Genomic DNA, 24,232 nt, shown 5'->3' on the forward strand with positions numbered 1-24,232 from the left:
GTAACCAGTTAAGGTTACAGGGCTTTCATTGCGACAAGTGGTGCCCAGGAGAGGACTCGAACCTCCACGTCTTGTGAACACTGGTACCTGAAACCAGCGCGTCTACCAATTCCGCCACCAGGGCAGGTGTCGTGAGGGGCGATGTAGACAAGCCGCTGCGGGGAGTCAACGGGGTCTGTGGTGGAATTTAACAAAATTCCAACTGAAATCGCGGCGGCGATTGCACTTGCCGCCTGCGCTCATGCGGATTATTCAGGCAAAGACTTTTTCAGCCTGTCAAAGAGGGTATCCCATGAACAAGCTTGTCACGATCTACGGCGGTTCAGGTTTTGTCGGTCGCTATATTGCGCGGCGAATGGCGAAAGCGGGATGGCGCGTTCGCGTTGCCTGCCGGCGTCCGAATGAGGCGCTTTTTGTCAAATCTTACGGCGCTGTCGGGCAGGTCGAGCCGGTGTTCTGCAACATCCGCGATGATGCCTCGGTGCGGGCGGCGATGGCGGGGGCCTCGGCGGTGGTGAACTGCGTGGGCACCTTTGATCGCGGCGGCAAGAACAGCTTTGAAGCCGTGCAAGCCACGGGTGCAGGCCGGATCGCGCGGATCGCGGCCGAGCAAGCGATCAGCAGCCTTGTGCATCTGTCGGCGATTGGCGCCGATGTTGCGGGGGCCAGCCTTTACGCGCAGTCCAAGGGCGAAGGCGAAGCGGCGATTTTGGCCGCCTTTCCAAGTGCTATGATCCTGCGGCCCTCGGTGATTTTCGGCAATGAAGACGGGTTCTTCAATCGCTTTGGTGCGATGGCCAAGATGGGCCCGATCCTACCTTTGGTGGGCGGGGCGACCAAGTTTCAGCCGGTCTATGTCGATGATGTCGCCGCCGCTGCCGTCAAGGGCGTGATGGGCGAGGCACATGGCATCTACGAGCTTGGCGGTCCTGATGTGGAAAGCCTAAGCCAGATCATCGCCAAGATGCTGGTGACCATCCAGCGCCGCCGTCTGGTGCTGAACCTGCCGTTCTTTGCCGGCAATATCATCGCCACGGCGCTGGATTTTGCATCTTTCTGCACCGGTGGGCTGTTTGCCAATAAAGTCGTGACCCGAGATCAGATTACAAGCTTGAAGTCAGACTCGGTTGTGTCTGAGGGCGCAAAGACGCTTGCAGATCTGGGAATCACCGCGACCGATTACGATGCTGTGGTGCCGGAATATATGTGGTGCTACCGTCCCTCTGGGCAATATGCCGCAATCAAAGACTCGGCCAAAAACCTTAGAAAAGCCTAAAGCCTCCCCAATCAAAGGGCTGTGATGTGACCTATTTTAATGATGTGCTCTTGGGTGTGGTCGAGGGTGTTACGGAATTCTTGCCGATTTCCAGCACGGGCCATTTGCTTTTGGTGGAACAATGGCTGGGTGCGCGCAGCGACACCTATAATATCGTCATCCAAGCCGGGGCGATTTTGGCGGTGACGCTGATTTATTGGCGCCGGATCATGGATCTTCTGCTGAACTGGCGGCAAGCCGAGCAGCGCGATTATCTGATCAAGCTGGCAATCGCCTTTTTGATTACGGCCGTTCTGGGCTTGATCGTCAAGAAGGCGGGCTTTGAGTTGCCGACCACCATCGCGCCGGTGGCTTGGGCCTTGGTGATTGGCGGCATCTGGATGATTGTGGCCGAGCATTTTGCCGCCAAGCAAGCCGACAGCGTGGCAATTACGCTGCGGGTGGCGATTGCGGTGGGTTTGGCGCAGGTGGTGGCGGGGGTGTTTCCTGGCACATCACGTTCTGCAGCGACAATTTTTGTGGCGATGCTTTTGGGCACCTCGAACCGCGCGGCGGCGACAGAGTTTGCGTTTCTGGTCGGAATTCCGACGATGTACGCGGCAAGCGGCTATGAGCTGCTTGGTCAGTTTCGCCATGGCACCGGCGGCGAGGATTGGACAGCGCTTGGCATTGCTTTTGTTACCTCGACCCTGACCGCCTTTGTCGTTGTGAAATGGTTGCTGACCTATATCCGAAGCCACCGCTTCACCGCTTTTGCGATCTATCGCATCGGCTTTGGCGGGCTGCTACTGGCACTTTTGGCGGCGGGCACGATTGGCTAAAGCGCGAATCAGGGGGCGGTTTTGCCGGTAGGTAACAAAAGCTGACCTAGTTTCGGTGCATATGGGTGATAATTCTGACATTCAGGCTGAAAAATCGTTAAATAGGTAACTCATACTGACTTTTATTCCGATCCGGCTTTCAGTATCAACGCGCGACGGGGAAATTCCACCAAGGGGCGCATGATGGCCGGTCAGAAAATGCTGAAATTTGTCACTCTGCACAAAGAGATGCCGCAGAAGCGTTCTGCTGATCTTCGCGCGCAGGATTTCGACGAGATTTATCGCGAATTCGCCGCAGAAAAAGCTGCCGAGCAGGCCAGCCGTTGCAGTCAATGCGGCGTGCCTTACTGCCAATCGCATTGCCCCTTGCACAACAACATCCCCGACTGGCTGCGCCTGACCGCCGAGGGCCGTTTGGAAGAAGCCTATGATCTGTCACAGGCCACCAACACCTTCCCCGAGATTTGCGGCCGGATTTGCCCACAGGATCGCCTGTGCGAAGGCAATTGCGTCATCGAGAATTCGGGCCATGGCACCGTGACCATTGGTTCGGTCGAAAAATATCTGACCGACAAAGCTTGGGAAATGGGCTGGGTCAAAAGCATCAAGCCGCGTAACGAGCGGACGGAATCGGTGGGCATCATTGGCGCGGGGCCGGGCGGTTTGGCCGCGGCTGACGTTCTGCGCCGCGCGGGTGTGCAGGTGACGGTCTATGACCGCTATGACCGTGCAGGCGGTTTGCTGACCTATGGCATCCCCGGCTTTAAGCTGGAAAAGCCAGTGGTGATGCAGCGGATCGAACAGCTGGAGCTGGGTGGCGTGCAATTTGTGCTGAACTGCAAAGTTGGCGAAGATCTGTCGTTTGACGCCATTCGCGGCCAGCATGATGCGATTTTGATCGCGACCGGCGTCTATAAGGCCCGCGATATCGAAGCGCCGGGCGTTGGGGCCAAGGGCGTTGTGCGCGCCTTGGATTATCTGACCGCCAGCAACCGCAAAAGCTTTGGCGACGAGGTGCCGGAATTCGACTCGGGCGAGCTGAACGCAACCGGCAAGCGGGTTGTGGTGATCGGCGGCGGCGATACAGCGATGGATTGCGTGCGCACTGCCATTCGCCAAGGCGCTGTTTCGGTGAAATGCCTGTATCGCCGCGATAAGGCGAATATGCCCGGCAGCCAGCGCGAAGTGCAAAACGCTGAAGAAGAAGGCGTTGATTTCGTTTGGCTTTCTGCGCCCAAAGGCTTCACCGGCGGCGAGGTCGTGGACGGCGTTATGGTGCAAAAGATGCGCCTGGGCGCGCCAGATGCCTCGGGTCGGCAATCGCCCGAAGTGATCGAGGGTGCCGATTACATCGAGCCTGCCGATCTGGTGGTGCAAGCGCTGGGATTTGAACCCGAAGCGGTGCCAAGCCTTTGGGGCGTGCCCGATTTGGCAGTGACGCGCTGGGGCACCATCAAGGCCGATTTCCGCAGCCATGCCACCAATCTGGACGGCGTCTATGCGGCCGGCGACATCGTGCGTGGCGCAAGCCTTGTGGTCTGGGCGATCCGCGATGGCCGCGAAGCTGCCGACTCGATCCTGACCTATCTGGCACAGCCTGCCAGCGTGGCGGCGGAATAAGCGCAGCTGATCCCTTGCGTCAGACAATTCGTGATGGGTCAAAGCGATTGACCCAATCTTTAGGTGGCAAAATGAAAGCGTTGATTTCGATCTCTGTGCTCTGCCTTTCCTCTCCGGTATTTGCCGGCAGCTTTACGCCGCCCGAAGGCTGCACCACCACGCTGACCGTGCAATCGCGCGGCTGCTATGTGGCGAATTATTACAGCTGCCAAGCCGATGCCAATGGCGACCAATGGCGCGCCGACTATGATCAGGATGGGGTGTTTTACCTCTCAAAGATCGACCGCGAAACGCAATGGGTCGAAAGCTATGACATGAACCCGCAGGTGAAACAGACGCTGGACCCAAACCCCGCAGATCCCGCCAATTTCACCAGCCTGCTGGCGACGGGGCGCGATGATTTCGAATTTGGCCTCAGCAAAGACAATGGCGAACAGACCCTGGTCAAAGGCTTTGACAAGCTGACAGGTGTGACTGCCACCATCGACGGTGTCACGCTTCAGGTCACCGAATACGAGTTTGTCGAGACCGACACCGCTGGCAACGAGCTGCGCAAATCGCGTGGCCATGAATATGTCAGCCCCGAGTGGCGCAATTTCTTTGCAGGCCCCTCGGAGTGGTGGAACGGCAGCGAATGGCTGCCGATGGATAGCAGCCCTGTTCAGTTCATCCTGCCCGGCGAAAAAGGTTTCGCCGCGACCCAACCCCTTTTTGAATGCGACGCAGTGATGTCATCGCTGCCCTACAACCCGGAGATTGCACGCCATGACGACCTATGATGACGCTTGGGTAAAAGCCGAAGAAGCAAAGCGGGCTTGGATGGACGCAAACGGGCTTTACAAGACCGAAGACGAGCATTCGTCTTGCGGCGTGGGGCTTGTGGTTGCGATTTCGGGCAAACCCTCGCGCAAGGTGGTGGAAAACGGCATCAACGCGCTGAAGGCGATTTGGCACCGCGGCGCGGTGGATGCTGACGGCAAAACCGGCGATGGTGCGGGCATTCATGTGCAAATTCCAGTGCCGTTCTTTTACGACCAAGTGCGCCGCACCGGCCATGAACCCGATGTGAAAAAGCTGATCGCGGTCGGCCAAGTGTTCTTGCCGCGCACCGACTTTGGCGCCCAAGAGCGCTGCCGCACGATTGTAGAAACCGAAGTGCTGCGGATGGGCCATTATATCTATGGCTGGCGGCATGTGCCGGTTGATATCTCGGTTCTGGGCGACAAAGCCAATGCGACCCGCCCCGAGATCGAGCAGATCTTGATCCGCTGCGAAAAAGACATCGACGACGAGCAGTTCGAGCGCGATCTTTACATCATCCGCCGCCGGATCGAAAAGGCGGCTTTGGCAAGCCAGATCCAAGGCATGTATCTGTGCAGCCTGTCGTGCCGCTCGATCATCTACAAGGGCATGATGCTGGCCGAACAGGTGGCGGTGTTCTACCCCGACCTGATGGACGACCGGTTCGAATCTGCCTTTGCGATCTATCACCAGCGCTATTCGACCAATACCTTTCCGCAGTGGTGGTTGGCCCAGCCCTTCCGCATGTTGGCCCATAACGGCGAGATCAACACGCTGAAAGGCAACGTCAACTGGATGAAAAGCCATGAGATCCGCATGGCCTCCAACAACTTTGGCGACAATGCCGAAGATATCAAACCGATCATTCCGGCGGGCACCTCGGATTCTGGCGCGCTGGATGCGGTGTTCGAGGTTTTGGTGCGCTCGGGGCGCAACGCGCCTTTGGCGAAAACCATGCTGGTGCCAGAGGCTTGGTCAAAGGCCACCACCGATATGAAACCGGCTTGGGCCGATATGTATGCCTATTGCAACTCGGTGATCGAGCCTTGGGACGGACCTGCGGCTTTGGCGATGACCGATGGCCGCTGGGTCTGCGGCGGGCTTGACCGCAACGGTTTGCGGCCGATGCGCTATGTCGTCACCGGCGATGGCTTGCTGATTGCAGGCTCGGAAGCAGGCATGGTTCCGGTCGAGGAATCGACGATCCGCGAAAAGGGCGCGCTTGGGCCGGGGCAGATGATTGCTGTCGATATGGCGACGGGCAAGCTTTATCACGACGTTGCGCTGAAAGATAAACTGGCAGCAGCACAGCCCTATGGCGAATGGATCGAAAAGATCGTCGATCTGGGCGAATTGCTGCGCGATGTGCCCGAAGAACCCCTGTTCCAAGGCGCCGAACTGCGTCAGCGCCAAATCGCGGCGGGCTTTACCGTGGAAGAGCTGGAACAGGTTCTGGCCCCCATGGCCGAAGATGGCAAAGAGATGATCGCCTCGATGGGCGATGACACGCCTTCGGCTGTGCTGTCTTCGGTTTACCGTCCGTTGTCGCATTTCTTCCGGCAGAACTTCTCTCAGGTCACCAACCCGCCGATCGACAGCTTGCGCGAAGGTCGGGTGATGAGCCTGAAAACCCGCTTTGGCAATCTGCGCAACGTGCTGGATGAGAACAACGCCCAGAACGAGATTTTGGTGCTGGAAAGCCCCTTCTTGGCCAATTCGGAATTCGAGGTTCTGGTCAAACGCTTTGGTGATCAGGTTGCCTTTATCGACTGTACCTTCCCCGTAAACGCGGGCCCAGATGCGCTGCGTCAGGGGCTAGAGCGTATTCGTGCCGAGGCGGAAGACGCGGTGCGGTCGGGGGCAGGGCAATTGGTGATGACCGATCAGCATCAGGGCGCTGAACGGGTTGCGATGCCGATGATCTTGGCAACAAGTGCGGTGCATTCGTGGCTGACCCGCAAGGGGCTGCGGACCTTCTGTTCGATCAACGTGCGGTCGGCGGAATGTATCGACCCCCACTATTTCGCGGTGCTGATCGGCTCGGGGGCCACCACAGTGAACGCCTATCTGGCGCAGGATTCGATTGCTGACCGCATTCGTCGCGGCTTGATCGAAGGCAGCTTGCTGGATGCGATGCGGCGCTATGGCAATGCCGTCGATGCGGGTCTGTTGAAGATCATGTCAAAGATGGGCATCTCGGTGATCTCCTCCTATCGCGGGGGGCTGAACTTTGAAGCCGTGGGCCTGTCGCGCGCCATGGTGGCGGAATATTTCCCCGGCATGCAAAGCCGGATTTCCGGTATCGGTCTGCAAGGCTTGCAGCTGAAGGTCGAAGAAGTTCACGCCAAGGGCTGGCTGGGTGGCGCTGATGTGCTGCCGATTGGCGGGTTCTATAAGGCGCGGCGCTCGGGCGAAAAGCACGCTTGGGAAGCGCAGACCATGCATATGCTGCAATCGGCCTGCGACCGTGCGTCTTTCGACATTTGGAAGCAATATTCGGCGGCCATGCGGTCGAACCCGCCGATCCATATTCGGGATCTGTTGGACATTAAGGCATTGGGCAAGCCCGTGCCGATTGAAGAGGTGGAAAGCATCACCTCGATCCGCAAGCGGTTTGTGACACCGGGCATGTCGTTGGGGGCGCTGTCGCCCGAGGCGCACAAGACCCTGAACGTCGCGATGAACCGCATTGGTGCGAAATCTGACAGCGGCGAGGGCGGTGAAGATCCCGCACACTTCCTGCCAGAGGCCAATGGCGATAACCCAAGCGCCAAGATCAAACAGGTGGCCTCGGGCCGCTTTGGCGTGACGGCAGAATATCTGAACGCCTGTGAAGAGCTGGAAATCAAGGTCGCCCAAGGCGCAAAGCCCGGCGAAGGCGGCCAGCTGCCCGGCATGAAAGTCACCGAGCTGATCGCGCGGCTGCGCCATTCGACCAAGGGCGTGACGCTGATCTCGCCACCGCCGCACCATGACATCTATTCGATCGAAGACTTGGCGCAGCTGATCTATGACCTGAAACAGATCAACCCGCGCGCCAAGGTGACGGTCAAGCTGGTGTCCTCTTCGGGCGTCGGCACCATTGCGGCGGGTGTGGCCAAGGCCAAGGCCGATGTGATCTTGATCTCGGGCCATAATGGCGGCACCGGCGCAAGCCCTGGCACCTCGATCAAATACGCGGGTCTGCCTTGGGAGATGGGCCTGACCGAAGCGCATCAGGTGCTGGCAATGAACAACCTGCGCGAGCGGGTGACGCTGCGCACCGACGGTGGTTTGCGCACAGGCCGCGACATTGTCATGGCGGCGATGATGGGGGCCGAGGAATATGGCATCGGCACCGCCGCGCTGATCGCGATGGGCTGCATCATGGTGCGTCAGTGCCAAAGCAACACCTGCCCCGTGGGCGTCTGCACCCAAGACGCAGCGCTGCGCGGCAAGTTCACCGGATCGGCGGATAAGGTTGTCAATCTGATCACCTTCTATGCGCAAGAAGTGCGCGAGATTTTGGCGCAGATCGGTGCGCGGTCGATGGATGAAATCATCGGGCGGGCGGATCTGTTGTCTCAGGTCTCGCGTGGGTCGGCGCATCTGGATGATCTGGATTTGAACCCGCTGTTGATCACCGTCGATGGGGCGTCAAAGATCACCTATGACCGCACCAAGCCGCGCAACCATGTGCCCGATACGCTGGACGCCGAAATCGTCAAAGACGGCGCGCGCTTCTTTGAAGACGGCGAAAAGATGCAACTGTCATATGCGGTGCGCAACACTCTGCGCACCATCGGCACCCGCGCCTCTAGCCATATCGTCAAGCGCTTTGGCATGAAGAACAGCCTTCAGCCGGATCATCTGACGGTCAAACTGTCGGGGTCTTGTGGCCAATCCTTGGGGGCTTTTGCGGTGCAGGGGCTGAAGCTTGAGGTGATGGGCGACGCCAATGACTATGTTGGCAAGGGCCTGTCGGGCGGCACGATTGTGGTGCGGCCGCAGATGTCTTCGCCGCTGAAGGCCGAGGAAAACACCATCATCGGCAACACCGTGCTTTATGGCGCGACGGCGGGCTATCTTTATGCCTCGGGTCGCGCGGGCGAGCGCTTTGCGGTGCGCAACTCGGGCGCGCATGTGGTGGTCGAGGGCTGTGGGTCGAACGGTTGTGAATATATGACCGGCGGTGTCGCGGTGGTTCTGGGTCGGATTGGCGCGAACTTTGGCGCAGGCATGACCGGGGGGATGGCCTATGTCTACGACCCGCAGGGCGTGGCGGAAGACTTTATGAACTCCGAAACCGTGCTGACTTGCGCCGTGGCGCATCCCCATTGGGAAGCACAGCTGCGCGATCTGATCCAGCGGCATCACGCGGAAACCGGCTCGCGGATTGCGGAACGGATCTTGGGCAATTGGGTCGCCGAGCGGGCCAATTTCTTGCAGATCTGCCCGAAAGAAATGCTGCCGCATCTGGCGCATCCTTTGTCGAATGAAGCAGAAAAAGTACCCGCAGAATAAAGTCAGGGCCCCCGCAAGGGGGCCTTTGGTTTTGGCGGGGACTTGACCCGCGCGCAGGCTTAAGGCCTAAGTTCACTTATGGTTGCAACGCCCAAATCCCGATCGAAAGCCAAACCTGCACCGCAGGACAAGCCGCCCTTTCAGGCGCGGCTGCGGGTCTGGGCCAAGCGCTTGGCGCTGGGCGTGGTGGGCTATTTCGGTGTGCTGATCTTGCTGTTCAGTCTGGTTCCGCCGCCGATCAATCTTTATCAGATCAGTGAAAGCTGGCGCTTGGGCGGGATTTCCAAGCAATGGGTCAGCTGGGAGGCCATTGCTCCGGTGATGGGGCGGTCGGTGGTGGCGGCCGAGGATGCGAATTTCTGCCAGCATTGGGGCTTTGATCTGACCGCCATTCGCGCCGCTGTCGATGGCGGCGGCCAGCGCGGCGGATCAACCCTGACGCAGCAAGTCGTCAAAAACGTGCTGTTGTGGCAGCAGCGCAGCTATATCCGCAAAGCGCTCGAGGCTTTGCTGACGCCAGTGATCGAATTGGTCTGGAGCAAGCAGCGCATTCTAGAGGTCTATCTGAACGTGGCCGAATTTGACGAAGGCGTGTTTGGTGTGCAGGCGGCGGCGCGGCATTACTTTGGCGTCGATGCGGATGCGTTAAGCGCGCTTCAGGCTGCACGGCTGGCAGCGGTCTTGCCCAACCCGAAAGAACGCTCGGCCTCCAAGCCCACCGCCTTTATCCGCAAGCGCACCGCCGCGATTATTTCAGGCGCCGAGACCATCGCCGCCGATGGCCGTGCCGCTTGCTTCCAGTTGCGCGACTAACCCTTATAGTGGTTGAATTCCGCCAATCTTCGCGCCATTGAAGAGCAAACCCTGAATGCAAAGTCTGACAGCTTTATGATCCGTCTCTATCACTTTCCCCTCTCGCCGTTCAGCCGCAAGGTGCGGTTGACGCTGGCCGAAAAGAAGCTTGAGGTCGAGCTGATCGAAGAGCGCTATTGGGAAGCCTCGCCCGATTTTATGCGCCGCAATCCTGCGGGCAAAGTGCCGGTGTTGCGGATCGACACCAAGACGCTGTCGGAAAGTCAGGCGATTTGCGAATATCTGGAAGAGTCGGTGCCGAACCCGCCCTTGATGCCGCGCGATCTGGACGGCAGGTTTGAAGTGCGCAGGCTTTGCGCTTGGTTTGACGATAAGTTCAACGCCGAGGTGACCTCGAAGCTGCTTTATGAGCGGGTGAACAAAAAGATCATGGGGCAGGGCTACCCGGATTCAAAGAACGTCAAGGCGGGGGCGGTGCGGATCAAATATCATCTGGATTACATGGCCTGGCTGCTGGATCAGCGGCGCTGGCTTGCGGGGGATGTGATGACGCTGGCCGATTTGACCGCGGCGGCGCATCTGTCTTGTCTGGATTATATTTCGGATGTCGATTGGAACCGCTCTGCCGTGGTCAAGGATTGGTATGCCAAGATCAAGTCGCGGCCGGCGTTTCGCACCCTGCTTGCCGATCAGATCCCCGGGTTTCCGCCGCCCGCCCATTATGCCGATCTTGACTTTTGAGACCACCCGCGGGGGTTTCACACCCCCGCACCCCCGTGGGATATTTAGAGACAGATGAATGAGGCGCTGAAACAGGCTTTGACGGTGCGGGCTTTGGAAGAGGGCTTTTCCAAGCTGGGCATCTGTGCGCCGGATGCGGCACCTAAGACGGCAGAGCGGTTGCGGGCGTTTTTGGCGGCGGGGCATCATGGCCAGATGGCTTGGATGGCCGAGCGCGAGGCTTGGCGCGGCAATGCAGCGGCGCTTTGGCCTGAGGCGCGCTCGGTGATCATGTTGGCGGAAAGCTATACGCCGCAGGGTGATCCGCTGGCGGTTTTGGCAGAGCGGGATCGCGCGGCGATTTCGGTCTATGCTCAGGGCAAGGATTACCACGATCTGGTGAAGCGGCGGCTGAAGCGACTGGGTGGCTGGTTTGCGGGCGTGTCGGGGGCCGAGATCAAGGTCTTTGTCGATACCGCCCCGGTGATGGAGAAGCCCTTGGCGCAGGCCGCAGGGCTGGGCTGGCAGGGCAAGCACAGCAATCTGTTGGCGCGCGATCTGGGCAATTGGGTGTTTCTGGGGGCGATTTTCACCACCGCAGATCTGCCCAAGGACCCGCCAGAGGTCAGCCATTGCGGGTCTTGTACCGCCTGTCTGGATATCTGCCCAACCAAGGCTTTTCCCGCGCCCTATCGCTTGGATGCGCGGCGCTGCATTTCCTATTTGACCATCGAGCATCGCGGGCCGGTTGATCTGGAGTTGCGCGCATTGATGGGCAATCGGATCTATGGCTGCGATGATTGTCTGGCGGTTTGCCCTTGGAACAAGTTTGCGCAAAGCGCCAAGGATCTGGGCTATCAGCCGCGGGTGGGTGCGCCGGCGCTTGCGGAGCTTGCGCAATTGGACGATGCGGCGTTTCGGTTGCGCTTTGCCGGTAGTCCGATCAAGCGGATTGGGCGGGACCGCTTTGTGCGTAATGTGCTTTATGCGATTGGCAATTCTGGCACTGCGGCTTTGATGCCGCAGGCTGTGGCCTTGCTGCAAGACGCCGATGCGGCGGTGGCAGAGGCGGCGCTTTGGGCGGTGCAGCGGTTGCAAGCCCTGTAATAGGCCGCATGCCGCCTTGCTCTTGGTGGGAATTCCCAGTATTCGCAGGCGAAACCCGTGATGGAGCCCTGACATGTCCGCACCTAAAAAAGTCGTCCTCGCCTATTCTGGTGGGCTTGATACCTCGATCATCTTGAAATGGTTGCAGACCGAATATGGTTGCGAGGTTGTCACCTTTACTGCCGATCTGGGGCAGGGCGAAGAATTGGAGCCTGCGCGCGCCAAGGCCGAGCTGTTGGGGATCAAGAAAGAGAACATCCATATCGTTGATGTGCGCGAAGAATTCGTGCGCGATTTCGTTTTCCCGATGTTCCGCGCCAATGCTTTGTATGAAGGGCTTTATCTGCTGGGAACCTCGATTGCGCGGCCGCTGATCTCGCAGCATCTGGTGCGGATTGCGGCGGAATGTGGCGCTGATGCGGTGGCGCATGGTGCGACCGGCAAGGGCAATGATCAGGTGCGGTTTGAACTTTCGGCCTATGCGCTGAACCCTTCGATTCGGGTGATTGCGCCTTGGCGTGAGTGGGATCTGACCAGCCGCACCAAGCTGATCGAATTTGCCGAGGCGAACCAGATTCCGATTGCCAAGGACAAGCGCGGCGAAGCGCCTTTCTCGGTGGATGCGAATTTGCTGCATACCTCTTCCGAAGGCAAAGCCTTGGAAAATCCGGCCGAGATGGCACCGGAATATGTCTATCAGCGCACGGTTTCGCCCGAGGATGCGCCGAACACCCCGGAATATATCGAAGTCAGCTTTAAGCGCGGCGATGCCGTGGCGATCAATGGCGAGGCGATGTCGCCTGCCACCATCCTGACGCGGTTGAACGCTTTGGGTGGCGCGCATGGCATTGGGCGGTTGGACTTTGTGGAAAACCGTTTTGTCGGCATGAAGTCGCGCGGCATCTATGAGACCCCCGGCGGCACGATCTTGCTTGAGGCGCATCGTGGCATCGAGCAGATCACGCTGGATGCGGGCGCTGGCCATCTGAAAGACAGCATCATGCCGCGCTATGCCGAGCTGATCTATAACGGCTTTTGGTTCAGCCCCGAGCGCGAGATGTTGCAGGCCTTGATCGACAAGAGCCAGGATCATGTCACCGGCACCGTGCGGCTGAAGCTTTACAAGGGCTCGGCGACCTGCGTTGGGCGTTGGTCCGAGCATAGCCTTTATTCTGAAAAGCACGTCACCTTTGAAGAAGATGCCGGCGCTTATGACCAGAAGGATGCGGCGGGCTTTATCCGTCTGAACGCGCTGCGCCTGAAACTGATTGCGACACGCAATGCGCGGGTGGCTGACAAGGGCTAAGGCCTGACAGATCTGAAGAAAGCCGCGCCAGATCTTGGCGCGGCTTTTTCATGGGCGCTAAAGCTTATGCGCGGTTAGCTTTTCGTAATAGGGCAGCGCCTGATCAACCAGATCGGCGTAGTGCTTGGCCAGATCGGGCAGGGCGGCTTCGGGGTCTTCAAACCCTGTCGAGCGATGCACCGCGTTATACCAATGCGGCGCCCAGATGCCGTCATAGGGTTTCGGCCCTGCCGGCCAATGCAGCATCTTTTCGGTAAAGCTGATCCCCAGCGCCGCGCAAAGCCCTGACAGCGCGCGCGCCGGGTTGGCGCGGATATCGGCGCTGTCGATCACCAAGGGCGCATGGCCCAGCTGATCGGCAATCTGGTCGAACAGCTGGGCCTGTTGTTGAAAGCCAATATCGGCAAGCGTCGGGCCTTCGCGCTTCTTGGCATAGCTTGCCACAACGCGAGCGGGGTGGCGGATCAGGAAGACATTGGTCAGATCGCGCATGAAATCGCGCGGAAAGCCGGGGATCATATGCAGGGTCATGTGTTTTTGGTAAAACAGGCTCTGACCTTGCGGAATTGGGCCAATGCAATCGGCGGCAACCTGCAAAGGGTCGGTGCTTTGCGAGGCGATCACCTCTTGCTGCATCGGGTGCGCAAGGCCGGTTGCGGCCAGATAGGCTGCGTAAAACGGCTCATCCACCACAGCGCAATCGCCACGCGCGGCAAAGGCATACATCATCGCGGTTGACAGGTTGCGTGGGCCTGACCACATCGCGATTTTCATGCGCCGACCATGGCTTTGTAAAGGTCGCGAATGCGCTGGGTGACGGGGCCCATCTGGCCGCTGCCAATCTGGCGACCGTCGATCTGGCTGACAGGGGTTTGCGCGCCAAAGGTGCCGGTCAAAAACGCTTCATCGGCGGAATAGGTTTCGACCAACGAGAAGTTTTTCTCGAACACCGGAATGTCATTGGCGCGGCACAGGTCGATCACCTTTTGCCGTGTGATGCCGTTCATGCAGTAATCGCCGGTCGAGGTCCAAACCTGACCCTTGCGCACGATAAAAAAGTTGCAAGCGTTGGTGGTGTTCACAAAGCCATGCACATCCAGCATCAGGCCCTCGTCGGCACCGGCCTTTTCGGCGGCGATACACGCCAGAATGCAGTTCAGCTTGGAATGCGAGTTCAGCTTGGGGTCTTGGGTCATCGGCAGGCCGCGCAGATGTGGCACCGTGGCCAGACGGATCGGGCGCGGCATATTGGGGCGGCTGTGTTCCATGATGATCACCATGGTCGGGCCTTGCTGCGACAGTTTTGGGTGCTGAAACGGCCGGGTCTTGACGCCGCGCGTCAGCATCAGCCGCGCATGGGCATCAGTGGTCATGCCATTGGCAGCTTGTGTCTCTAACACAGCGGAAATCACCTGATCGGGCGTCATGCCGATATCAAGATCAATCGCCTTGGCCGCTTCGAACAGCCGCGCGATATGTTCGTCTAGAAAGGTCCAGCGGCCGTTATAAAGACGAATTCCCTCCCAAACGCCATCGCCCAGCATAAAGCCAGAATCATAGACCGAAACCGTCGCTTGGGCTTTCGGCACGATCTTTCCATTCACATAGATCAGGATCGTTTCGTTGCGGGCGTCGTCTTCGGCTTGGTGGGTCGAGATATGGTCTGTCATTTTAGCCTCCGCTTTGGCGCAGGCTATTGTGCCGCGCGCCAAAGGCCAAGGGGCTGCGTCGCTAAACGGCCTTACAGAGACATTTCCGCGATGATCGCACGGGCGGCTGCGGCAGGATCAGCGGCTTGCCAGATCGGGCGGCCCACCACGATGTGATCGACACCATCGGCGATGGCTTGAGCCGGGGTGGCGACGCGCTTTTGGTCACCAAGGGCGGCGCCTGCGGGGCGCACACCGGGGGTGACGATCAGCTTGCCCTTGGCTTGCGGCAAAGCGCGGATCGCTGCGGCCTCTTGGGGGCTGGCGATGACGCCATCGGCACCTGCCTCTAGCGCGCGGGCGGCGCGTTCCAGCGTGATTTCGCGCAGATCGCCCGGCTTGATCAGGTTGGCATCCAGATCGGCACGGTCCAGCGAGGTGAGAATGGTAACAGCCATGATCTTCAGATTGGTACCCGCCTTGCCCTCGGCTGCGGCGCGCACAACCTGCGGGTCGCCATGCACGGTCAGCAGATCCAGATCATATTGCGCAAGGCCACGCACGGCGGCTTCGACAGTGGCACCGATGTCGAACAGCTTCATATCCAGAAAGATGCGCTTGCCATGTTCGGCCTTCAGCTCGTTTGCCAGCGCAAGCCCGCCGCCTGTCAGCATCCCCAGACCGATCTTATAAAACGACACCGCTTTGCCAAGCCGACCAGCAAGCTCGAGGCCCTGCAAGATATTTGGCACATCAAGCGCGACGATAAGACGGTCATCAGACATGGGCTGGCTCCTATGATTTTGCCCGTCATGGCGGGTAAGGGGCCAAGCTGTCAAGCAGGCACGCGGTTTAGACTGCGCCCAGCCCCCGCAAATTGACTGCGGGTCAATCGTTACAGACTGCGGACAAGCAGGCTTTCGATCAGCGTGGGCAGATCCGCAAAATCGGTAAAGCTGGCGACATGGGGCAGCTCTGCGACAGCAGTTTTGCGATAGCCTTCGGTGAATAAGACAAAGCGCACGGCGGCGCGGCTTGCGGTTTCGGCATCCACCTCGCTGTCACCAATATAGATATCGGGGGTGCAGGCGTGCAGTGGCGCTGGGTCCGGCTTGCGGCGGGGTAGACTGTCGCCGCCAATCACTTGGTCAAACAGCGCCGCAATCCCCATCTGTGCCAAACATGCCCGCGCAGGCGCTTCGGGTTTGTTGGTGCAAAGCGCAAGGCTATGTCCTGCCGCATGCAAAGCCGCAAGCGCCCCTGCCACGCCGGGATAAAGCACCGTCTCTTGCCCATTCACCGCGTTATAATGGCGCGCAACGCAAGGTGACAGCTCGGCATGGCGCGCAGGATCAATCCCGCGCGCGGCCATGACCAAAGTCACCAGATGCGGCAGGCCGTTGCCGATAAAGCCAATCACCTCGGACAGGGACAGCGGCGCCAGCCCCTGTTCCACCAGCATCAGATTGACCGCCGCGCGAATATCTGGCGCGCTGTCGATCAAGGTGCCGTCAAGGTCAAAGACGATCCGCGCCATTAGCTTACCGTGCCGCTTCGGCTGCGGCGCGAATGGCGCGGATATTTTCGCCATAAGCGGCAGGATTGGTCACAGACCCGCCCTTGAACACGGCAGAGCCCGCAACCAAAACATCGGCCCCAGCTGCGGCCACCAAAGGCGCGGTTTGCGTCGTGATCCCGCCATCGATTTCAATATGGATCGGACGATCGCCAATCATCGCGCGCAGGCTGCGGATTTTCGCCGTCATGTCGATAAACTTCTGCCCACCAAAGCCGGGGTTCACCGTCATCACGCAGATCAGATCGGTCAGATCCAACAGATGCGCCACCGCTTCGGCAGGCGTGCCGGGGTTCAGCGCCACGCCTGCCTTCATGCCGGCGCCGCGAATGGCCTGAAGCGTCCGGTGAATATGCGGGCCTGCTTCAACATGTGGCGTCAAAATATCGGTGCCCGCGGCCGCAAAGGCGTCGATATAAGCATCGACCGGCGAGATCATGATATGCACATCCATCACGGTTTTCACATGTTTGCGAAAAGCCGCAACTGCGGGTGGGCCAAATGTGATATTGGGCACGAAATGGCCATCCATCACATCGACATGCACCCAATCGGCCCCCTGCGCCTCGATCGCTTGGATCTCGCGGCCGAAATCGGCGAAATCGGCGGAAAGGATCGAGGGGGCGATTTTGATGGATCGGTCAAAACTCATGCTTTGGCTCCTTGGGCTGAGACTGTGCGGCCAGTGGCTTACTTTTACCTTGTGTCACGCCGCCGAATTGATCCGCAAGGCCTTGTGGGCGAAACTTTGAGAGCCAGCGAGGCGTTTTCTCGCCGTGTGATTTGTGTCAAAGCAGGCAAAGCGAGGCAGGCTTAGACTGCGGCCAAGCAAAAAGACATCGGAGGAAAGATGGATCTGAGCAGCTTGCTTGACTATGTGAACGAGGCAAATCTGGCCGCGTTTTTTGGCCTGCTGACGGGTGTGGTCTTTGGGGTCGCAGCGCAGCGGTCATCGTTTTGTCTGCGCGCAGCAACGGTTGAATTTGCACGCGGCAGACTGGGGCCAAGAATGTCGGTGTGGCTGCTGACCTTTTCCACCGCCGTGGTCTGGGTGCAGGGCGCGCAAAGCCTAGGGCTGTTTCGCGCTGAAGATGCCCGCATGATGGCGGTTGCCGGATCTTGGTCGGGCGCAGTGATTGGCGGGCTGATGTTTGGCGCAGGCATGGTCTTGGCGCGGGGCTGTTCGGGACGGCTGTTGGTTTTGGCGGCCACGGGCAATCTGCGGTCGCTGATCGCCGGGCTGATATTTGCGGTGGTGGCGCAGATGAGTCTGCACGGCTGGCTGGCGCCTTTGCGCGGCGCTTTGGCGGGGCTTTGGGTGACGCCAAGTGGACGCAATATCAACCTTTTAGCGGCTCTATCCCTGCCCGATTGGTCGGGAGTGCTGCTGGGGCTGGCGGTTGCGGCGCTGGCCTTGGTCTTGGCGCGGCGCAACCAGATTGGCGCGCGGGTCTTGGTCTTTGCCTCGGGCGTTGGCTTTGCTGTGGCACTGGGCTGGGTGTTGACCTTTTCGCTGGCACAGGTGGCTTTTGATCCTGTCAGCGTCACCTCTGCGACCTTTTCAGGACCATCGGCCAAGACCTTGATGTTCTTTTTGGTGCCAGATGCGGTGCCAGAGTTTGACATTGGCCTTGTTCCCGGCGTCTTCCTTGGCGCATTTCTGGCCGCAGCTGTCAGCAAAGAGCTAAGATTTCAGGGTTTTGAGGGCATAGGCCAGATGCGTCGCGCGATGGCGGGGGCGGCGCTGATGGGTTTTGGCGCGATGCTGGCAGGCGGATGCGCGATTGGCGCAGGGGTTACAGGGGCCTCAATCTTTGTCGCAACGGCTTGGCTGGCGGCATTGTGCATGTGGATCGGCGCAGCGCTTACCGATTTCTTCGTCGATCAGCCCAAGACGGGGCGCGGCAGCGCTTAAGAGGCAAGATGCCGCAAGCCTTGGGTGACATCGGTGCGCACCGCCAACCGCAACCCAGGGTCATCCCCTGCCCGCAGCGCCGCCAGAATCATCCGGTGGTGCTGCGGCACCTCGCGGCGGCGCAGCTTTTGGTAAAGCGCGCGCATGGTGGGCCCCAGCTGCAACCAAACCGTTTCGCACATTGCAAGCATCGCTGGCGTCTGCGCGCGCAGATAAAGCGTGCGATGAAATTCCAAATTGGTGCGGACGTAACCCACAGCATCTTGATTCATCACAGCTTCTTGGTTCAGCGCATTGATCGCAGCCAGCCGGTCGATCAGCGCGAAATGCGCGCGTGGCAGCGCGCGGCTGGCCATCTCGGGCTCCAGCAAAGACCGGATCACCGCCAGCTCTTCGATACGCTCGGGCGTCAGCTCTGGCGTTGAAACCCGCCCCGAGGACGACATGGTAAAGGCGCCCTCGGCCACCAAACGCCGCACCGCATCGCGCGCAGGCGTCATCGAGACGCCAAATTGTTCGGCAATGCCGCGAATCGTCATCGCCTGCCCCGGCGCCAATTCACCGTGCATCACCTGCATCCGCAGGCTGCGATAAAGCCGCTCGTGGGCGGCGGCGTTGGGGTCTGCAAGGCGCGGAATGATCGGCATGCGCGCAGCCAAGCACCGTCTTGGCCTCGCGGTCAATCCCCCTCGAAGGCCTCGGTCTCAAAGCGGATCGTTTGCAGGGCATGGCCTTCGCGTTTCAGCCAAGCCCGCTCGACCTGCCATTGCGGGAAAAGCCGCTCGACCACCGCCCAAAACCTTGGCGAGTGGTTCATTTCCAGCATATGCGCCACCTCATGCGCCGCGACGTAGTCCAGCACGCGGGGCGGGGCCATAATCAGCCGCCAAGAATACATCAAAGCCCCCTGCGAGGTGCAAGACCCCCAGCGCGACCGGGTGTCGCGCAGGCTCACTTGTGCCACGCGGCGGCCGATTTGGGTGGCGTAGTGATCCGAGGCGGCCACAAGCCGGTCTCGCGCCCGCACCTTCAGATAGGCCGCCACGCGCGCCGCCACGCGGTCAGGCGCACCCGGCACCAGCAAAAGATCACCCTCTTGGCGCACCGACCGCCCCGCTGCCGCGGTCAGGGTCAGCAGACGCCCCTCGAAAGGGATCTGCGCGCCTAGACCCACAGCCACCACCTGCGGCAATCGCGCCAAGGCCGCCCTGATCCAGCCCTCTTGTGCGCGGGCAAAGGCCAGGGCCTCGGCCTCGCGCGCGCGCAGCGGCAGTGTCAGCGAAACCTGCCCCGTGGTCTGGCTGATGCGCAGCGAAAACCGCCGCGCCCGCGCCGAGCGCTTGATCGTGATTGAAACAGCAGGAGAACCGGGGATCAGCAGCATAGGGCCTCTGGACAGGAGCATTCAGCATAGCTATCTGCAAGACAGCCGCAACTGCTTCGAAAAGCCTTTGACACTCGGGCCGTCTTATGGCAAGCGACTGCATTCTGAATTGATGGCCCCGCCTTGGGGCCTGCCTGAATAAAGGGGATACCATGCCTTTGGCAGAATGGGGAACCAAGCGCATTTGCCCGACGACCGGCAAGCGCTTTTACGACCTGAACCGCACGCCTATCGTCAGCCCCTATACGGGCGAAGTCGTTGATATCGAATCGGCACGCCGCAAAATGGCCGCCGCCGTGATCAACCGCGTACAGCCAGAAAAAGACGACGACGCCGTTCTGGTCGACGATCTGGATGCCGACGATGATCTGTTGGTCGCCGACGAATCCGACGACGCAGATCTGGACGACGAGCTGCTGGAAGATGACGCAGACGATACCGTTTCGCTTGATGATCTGGCCGATGTGGCCAGCAACGAGGAAGACGTTTAATCGCTTTGAGAAGGGCGCGAAAAGCCTGCATTTTTCCCTTGCACCGCCTCGCGCCCTCCCCTAAACAACGCTCACGACGCGCCCAACGTCGGATAAGGATGGGGTCATAGCTCAGATGGGAGAGCGCTTGAATGGCATTCAAGAGGTCGGGAGTTCGATCCTCCCTGGCTCCACCAAACCACCTAAGTCAAACAGAAAAAACGGGCCGCTTTTAGCGGCCCTTTTCTTTTGCCTTTAAGGTTTTCACGCCCCGCTGGTTGGTTGCCCCCGCGCAGCGCCTGCTGCACGGGGGGGCTTGGGCCGGGTTATTTGATGATGGTCTCGGGGCCCATCATCAGCGTGGGCAGCCATGTCGACAGGATCGGGATATAGGTCACCATGATCAGGAACACGAAAAGGATGCCAAGGAAGGGCAAGGCAGCCTTAACCACCCGCATGATCGACATCCCCGCCACGCCCGATGTGACAAAAAGGTTCAGACCCACCGGCGGCGTGATCATGCCGATCTCCATATTGACCACCATGATGATGCCCAGATGGATCGGATCGACGCCAAGGCTGATCGCAATCGGGAACACAATTGGCGCGACGATGACGATCAGGCCCGAAGGCTCCATGAACTGGCCACCGATCAGCAGAATCACATTTACCACGATCAGGAAGGTGATCTTGTCCAAACCAGCCGAGAGCATGGCATTGGCCACCGCCTGCGGCACTTGTTGATCGGTCAGCACTTGCTTGAGAATCAGCGCATTGGCGATGATGAACATCAGCGTGATGGTCAGCTTGCCCGCGTCATAAAGCATGCGCACCGTGTCGGGGTGGTAGAGACTGGTCAGCAGAGCTTGCGGATGACGCAACAGGCTTTTGCGCGCGCCGCCGTCTTGCCCCGCCAGCGGCCCGATATCGCGGTAGATAAAGCTTGCCACGATAAAGGCGTAGATCGAGGCCACTGCCGCCGCTTCGGTCGGGGTAAAGATCGCACCTGTGATGCCAGGAATGCCGTAGATGCCGACCATGATGATCACCACCAGCAAAAGCCCCCAGAAGGCATCGCGGAACGAGGCCCAGACCTCGCCCCAGCCCATCCACTCGCCCTTGGGCAGCTTTTTGACCACGGCGATGATATAGATCGCCGCCATCAGCATAAAGCCCGCGATCAGGCCGGGGATAACCCCCGCCAAGAACATCCGGCCGACCGAAACATCGGTGGCGCTGGCATAAACCACCATGACGATCGAGGGCGGGATCAGAATGCCCAAGGTGCCAGCGTTACAGATCACGCCGGCGGCAAAGTCCTTGGTATAGCCCATTTTGCGCATCGCCGCGATGACGATGGACCCAATCGCAACCACGGTGGCCGGCGACGACCCCGACAGTGCGGCAAACATCATACACGCCAAGACCCCCGCAATCGCCAAACCGCCGGGCAAATGCCCAACCACGGCAATCGAAAACCGGATGATCCGCGCCGCAACGCCGCCTGTGGACATAAAGCTGGAGGCCAGAATGAAAAACGGGATCGCCAGCAGCGTGTAATGCCCAGCCATACTGCTGTAAAACGTCTGCGCAATCGAGGCGAGCGAGGTATCGCTGAAAAACAGCAAGAACAGCACCGACGACAAACCCAGCGCCACCGCAATCGGAACACCGATCATCAGCAGCAGGATAATGCCTAGAAATAAGACCAAAACATGCATGGATCAGGACTCTCGGTTAAGGGCGGCGACGCTTTCGACAGCATCTTCGGCTTCGTGGCTGACGATCAGGCTTTCACGGCTGCCCGCCAAAATTTCACGCGTGGCCTGCCCAAGCCGCAGCAGCAGCAGGCTGATGCCCAGCGGCAGGATGAAATAGGGGATAAAGCGCGGCAGCTTTTCCCATTCTTCGCCCTGATTGATCCAACCTGCCAGAAATTCCAAAAACCACGGCATCGGGATTTGTTCGGTGATGTAGAACGCGCGGTCGCGGGTCGAGGCGTCAAAGCCCGTCGGGAACCAGCGCCCCGTTGTAACCTGAAATCCGGCAAAAGGCGCCCAGTAATCCCATGCGCCCTTCAACATCAGCAGCGCATAAAAGATACAGACCGCCGCCGACAGCAAGGCCACAGCGCGCTTGGGGCCCGCAGGCAGAAAGCTGGTCGCAGCATCGACGCCCAAATGCGCGGTGACGCGAAAGGCATGGCTGACGCCAAAAATCACCAGCCAAGCAAACAGGATCAGCGTCGCCTCAAGCCCCCAGATGAAACCCGAGTTGAAGCCATAGCGCAGCACAACGTTGATAAAGGTGATCAGGGTCATCAGGCCTAAAAGCGTGGCAATCGCCGTCTGCTCCCAGACATCAATACGGCGCCGCGGGGCGCCTTTGGGGGTGTCGCTCATCATGCGCCTCGTTCAGGAGTGGGGTGCAGCATGGCCCAAACGGCTTGGGCCATGCTGACTTTTGACTTAGTGCTTGGCGTTGATCGCTTGCACGGCGTCGATGTTGTCTTGGCCGACATCGTCCAAGAACTGCACCCAAACTGGCTTCATAGCATCGACCCAAGCCTGACGCTGCTCTGGCGACAGTTCACGAATCACAGCACCGGCATCCAAGATCGCCTGACGCGATTTGGCTTCCAGACCGTTGACGTTGGCGTTGCCCTCGACCGTGACCTCACGCATGATCTGCATGAACTGATCGCGCACCTCTGGGGCAAGGCTGTCAAGGAAATCGACCGAGCTTACGACCAGATAATCCAGCACGCCGTGGTTGGTTTCGGTGGTGCCGTCCTGAACTTCAAAGAACTTCTGGCCATAGATGTTGGACCAGGTGTTCTCTTGGCCATCGACAACGCCGGTTTGCAGCGCGCCGTACACTTCCGAGAAAGCCATCGGCTGCGCCGAGGCACCCAGCGCCTGCATCTGAGCGACCAGCACATCAGACGGCTGCACGCGCATTTTCAGACCCGAGGCATCGGTTGGCAACAGCATCGGCTTGTTGGCCGAAAACTGCTTCATGCCCGAGTGCCAGAATTCCAAGCCCGCCAAACCGCGACGCTCCATCGAGGATTTCATCGCCTGACCGGCTTCACCCAGCTGGAATTCGTCAACCGAATCGATGTTCTTGAACATGAAGGGCAGATCGAACAGGCGGAAGACTTTGGTGAAAGCTTCAAACTTCGACAGCGACGGCGCAGCCAGCTGCACGTCGCCCTGAAGCATGGCCTCCAGAACCTTGTCGTCATCATAAAGCGTCGAGTTCGGGTAAAGCTCCATGCAAAGCTTGCCGTTCATCTCGGTGTTGACGCGGTTGGCCAAAGCCTGCGCGGCCAGACCCTTTGGGTGCTTATCAAGGTTGGTGGTGAAGGAAAATTTCACCACGGTCTCGCCCGGATCGCATTCAGCAGCCGAAGCAATCGCAGTGGTCGACAAAAGAAAGGCCGCCGAAACGGCAGCGGTCAAGAATTTCATGTGAACTCCTCCCAGAGTATCGACGCCAGACAGGGTCCAGCATGTGACTTGCGCCCGAAGTTCGGACGATGATCAAAGTGTTTAGATCAGGCGATGCTTGGGCAATAGAAAGTTTTTTAACGATCTAATTGGGGATTTTTTCTTTTTTTATCCGCATATTAGGCAAATTTCCTCCAACCCGCAGCACAAACACTGTGCGGAAATCCGCACAGCTGTTAGCGCCTAACCGGCGTAAACCCGCACAGACTGTGCCCGTTAGCCAATCGGCTGGGCAGCAAGTGCTGCGGCAATATCGGCGTCAATCGGCGTGTCAAAGCTTTTCACCAGACAGCCCAGAATCCGATACAAACCGACCGTCGCAATCACATCAAACAGCCCATCGACGCCAACCAAATCCACCAGTTCGGCTTGCAGATCGGCGGGCAAACAGGCCGCGTCAATCAGCGCATCCACCGCGCGCACCAAGATCGCATCGGCCCCCGAAAGCCGCGCCGCATCACCGCGCAGCGACAAGATCCGCGCGTCGCTTAAGCCCGAGGCCCGCCCCCGCACCACATGATGCGCCCATTCATATTCGGCCTGCAACCGCACGCCGGTGCGCAAGATCACCACTTCGCTGCGCTCGGCGCCAAGGCTGGTTTTGACCACAACATGATCGCGGAAATCCGCCCAGGCCCGCAGCAGGGCCGGATGATGCGCCATCACCCGATAGACATTCAGCCGCCCCGCAAAGCCGCCGCGCATATCGGCAATCTGGCTTGGCCAATCGGCATCGCTTAGCGGCATGAAATCTTGCAT

At 59.4% G+C, this 24,232-nt stretch carries 22 protein-coding genes and 2 tRNA genes; 12 read left to right on the plus strand and 12 right to left on the minus strand.

The features are described 5' to 3' along the window. Positions 1 to 38: 38 nt before the first annotated feature. A tRNA-Leu gene (locus tag V7Q10_RS11570) sits at positions 39 to 124 on the minus strand. 168 nt (positions 125 to 292) lie between these two features. Between V7Q10_RS11570 and V7Q10_RS11575 the strand changes: the two genes are divergently transcribed. The 9 genes from V7Q10_RS11575 to V7Q10_RS11615 all read left to right on the plus strand — a co-directional run bounded on the left by V7Q10_RS11575 (position 293) and on the right by V7Q10_RS11615 (position 12,967). Then, on the plus strand, positions 293 to 1,276 hold the full coding sequence (locus V7Q10_RS11575; RefSeq protein ID WP_333869259.1) for a complex I NDUFA9 subunit family protein: 984 nt from the start codon (positions 293 to 295) through the stop codon (positions 1,274 to 1,276). Positions 1,277 to 1,302: 26 nt separating this feature from the next. Further along, complete coding sequence (locus V7Q10_RS11580) at positions 1,303 to 2,097, plus strand: undecaprenyl-diphosphate phosphatase (RefSeq protein WP_333869260.1); 795 nt, start codon at positions 1,303 to 1,305, stop codon at positions 2,095 to 2,097. 183 nt (positions 2,098 to 2,280) lie between these two features. After that, a complete protein-coding gene (locus V7Q10_RS11585) occupies positions 2,281 to 3,717 on the plus strand; it encodes an NAD(P)-dependent oxidoreductase (RefSeq protein WP_333869261.1) in 1,437 nt (478 codons plus the stop codon). A 71-nt stretch (positions 3,718 to 3,788) separates the two neighbouring features. Continuing rightward, a complete protein-coding gene (locus V7Q10_RS11590; RefSeq protein ID WP_333869262.1) occupies positions 3,789 to 4,496 on the plus strand; it encodes a hypothetical protein in 708 nt (235 codons plus the stop codon). Beyond that, the gene (gltB, locus tag V7Q10_RS11595) at positions 4,483 to 9,021 is read left to right on the plus strand and encodes a glutamate synthase large subunit (RefSeq protein ID WP_333869263.1); all 4,539 of its coding nucleotides are present in this window, start codon (positions 4,483 to 4,485) and stop codon (positions 9,019 to 9,021) included. Before V7Q10_RS11590 ends, gltB begins: the two co-directional genes overlap by 14 nt. 78 nt (positions 9,022 to 9,099) lie before the next feature. Then, positions 9,100 to 9,834 (plus strand): monofunctional biosynthetic peptidoglycan transglycosylase, encoded by a 735-nt coding sequence (mtgA, locus tag V7Q10_RS11600; RefSeq protein ID WP_333869264.1) that lies wholly within the window; start codon positions 9,100 to 9,102, stop codon positions 9,832 to 9,834. A 75-nt stretch (positions 9,835 to 9,909) separates the two neighbouring features. Then, the gene (gene fzlA, locus V7Q10_RS11605; RefSeq protein ID WP_333869265.1) at positions 9,910 to 10,575 is read left to right on the plus strand and encodes an FtsZ-binding protein FzlA; all 666 of its coding nucleotides are present in this window, start codon (positions 9,910 to 9,912) and stop codon (positions 10,573 to 10,575) included. A gap of 54 nt (positions 10,576 to 10,629) precedes the next feature. After that, complete coding sequence (queG, locus tag V7Q10_RS11610; protein WP_333869266.1) at positions 10,630 to 11,661, plus strand: tRNA epoxyqueuosine(34) reductase QueG; 1,032 nt, start codon at positions 10,630 to 10,632, stop codon at positions 11,659 to 11,661. 73 nt (positions 11,662 to 11,734) lie between these two features. Further along, positions 11,735 to 12,967: an argininosuccinate synthase gene (locus V7Q10_RS11615; protein ID WP_333869267.1), complete on the plus strand. Its 1,233-nt coding sequence runs from the start codon at positions 11,735 to 11,737 to the stop codon at positions 12,965 to 12,967. A 57-nt stretch (positions 12,968 to 13,024) separates the two neighbouring features. On the opposite strand, the gene V7Q10_RS11620 is transcribed toward V7Q10_RS11615, so the two are convergent. The 5 genes from V7Q10_RS11620 to rpe all read right to left on the minus strand — a co-directional run bounded on the left by V7Q10_RS11620 (position 13,025) and on the right by rpe (position 16,844). Beyond that, positions 13,025 to 13,741, minus strand: a complete 717-nt coding sequence (locus V7Q10_RS11620) for an HAD family hydrolase (protein WP_333869268.1) — start codon at positions 13,739 to 13,741, stop codon at positions 13,025 to 13,027. Continuing rightward, a complete protein-coding gene (locus tag V7Q10_RS11625; RefSeq protein WP_333869269.1) occupies positions 13,738 to 14,637 on the minus strand; it encodes a D-amino acid aminotransferase in 900 nt (299 codons plus the stop codon). The genes V7Q10_RS11620 and V7Q10_RS11625 overlap by 4 nt, the downstream gene beginning before the upstream one ends. Before the next feature lie 71 nt (positions 14,638 to 14,708). Continuing rightward, positions 14,709 to 15,401, minus strand: coding sequence for an orotidine-5'-phosphate decarboxylase (pyrF, locus tag V7Q10_RS11630; RefSeq protein ID WP_333869270.1), 693 nt, complete (start codon positions 15,399 to 15,401; stop codon positions 14,709 to 14,711). A gap of 110 nt (positions 15,402 to 15,511) precedes the next feature. Continuing rightward, a complete protein-coding gene (gene gph, locus V7Q10_RS11635; RefSeq protein ID WP_333869271.1) occupies positions 15,512 to 16,153 on the minus strand; it encodes a phosphoglycolate phosphatase in 642 nt (213 codons plus the stop codon). A 4-nt stretch (positions 16,154 to 16,157) separates the two neighbouring features. After that, on the minus strand, positions 16,158 to 16,844 hold the full coding sequence (gene rpe / locus V7Q10_RS11640; protein ID WP_333869272.1) for a ribulose-phosphate 3-epimerase: 687 nt from the start codon (positions 16,842 to 16,844) through the stop codon (positions 16,158 to 16,160). Between the two features lie 198 nt (positions 16,845 to 17,042). Between rpe and V7Q10_RS11645 the strand changes: the two genes are divergently transcribed. Further along, positions 17,043 to 18,107, plus strand: a complete 1,065-nt coding sequence (locus tag V7Q10_RS11645; protein ID WP_333869274.1) for a YeeE/YedE family protein — start codon at positions 17,043 to 17,045, stop codon at positions 18,105 to 18,107. Here V7Q10_RS11645 and V7Q10_RS11650 read toward each other — a convergent pair. Together V7Q10_RS11650 and V7Q10_RS11655 are read right to left on the minus strand one after the other, a co-directional pair. Next, complete coding sequence (locus V7Q10_RS11650) at positions 18,104 to 18,754, minus strand: GntR family transcriptional regulator (RefSeq protein WP_333869276.1); 651 nt, start codon at positions 18,752 to 18,754, stop codon at positions 18,104 to 18,106. The genes V7Q10_RS11645 and V7Q10_RS11650 overlap by 4 nt on opposite strands. A 32-nt stretch (positions 18,755 to 18,786) precedes the next feature. Next, complete coding sequence (locus V7Q10_RS11655) at positions 18,787 to 19,491, minus strand: M48 family metallopeptidase (protein ID WP_333869277.1); 705 nt, start codon at positions 19,489 to 19,491, stop codon at positions 18,787 to 18,789. Positions 19,492 to 19,643: 152 nt separating this feature from the next. On the opposite strand from V7Q10_RS11655, the gene V7Q10_RS11660 reads away from it, so the two are divergent. Further along, on the plus strand, positions 19,644 to 19,982 hold the full coding sequence (locus V7Q10_RS11660; protein WP_333869278.1) for a TIGR02300 family protein: 339 nt from the start codon (positions 19,644 to 19,646) through the stop codon (positions 19,980 to 19,982). Between the two features lie 100 nt (positions 19,983 to 20,082). Further along, positions 20,083 to 20,158, plus strand: a tRNA-Ala gene (locus tag V7Q10_RS11665). A 129-nt stretch (positions 20,159 to 20,287) separates the two neighbouring features. On the opposite strand, the gene V7Q10_RS11670 is transcribed toward V7Q10_RS11665, so the two are convergent. From V7Q10_RS11670 to V7Q10_RS11685, 4 genes are all read right to left on the minus strand, one after another. Next, positions 20,288 to 21,682 carry a TRAP transporter large permease gene (locus tag V7Q10_RS11670; protein WP_333869279.1) on the minus strand — a complete coding sequence of 465 codons (1,395 nt, stop codon included), beginning with the start codon at positions 21,680 to 21,682 and terminating at the stop codon, positions 20,288 to 20,290. Positions 21,683 to 21,685: 3 nt separating this feature from the next. Further along, entirely contained in the window at positions 21,686 to 22,363 is a 678-nt protein-coding gene (locus tag V7Q10_RS11675) for a TRAP transporter small permease (RefSeq protein WP_333869280.1), read from the minus strand. A 66-nt stretch (positions 22,364 to 22,429) separates the two neighbouring features. Beyond that, the gene (locus V7Q10_RS11680; RefSeq protein ID WP_333869281.1) at positions 22,430 to 23,434 is read right to left on the minus strand and encodes a DctP family TRAP transporter solute-binding subunit; all 1,005 of its coding nucleotides are present in this window, start codon (positions 23,432 to 23,434) and stop codon (positions 22,430 to 22,432) included. Positions 23,435 to 23,689: 255 nt separating this feature from the next. Next, positions 23,690 to 24,232, minus strand: a complete 543-nt coding sequence (locus V7Q10_RS11685) for a carboxymuconolactone decarboxylase family protein (protein ID WP_333869282.1) — start codon at positions 24,230 to 24,232, stop codon at positions 23,690 to 23,692.

The sequence above is a fragment of the Cypionkella sp. genome, assembly GCF_036782355.1.
GTDB lineage: Bacteria > Pseudomonadota > Alphaproteobacteria > Rhodobacterales > Rhodobacteraceae > Cypionkella.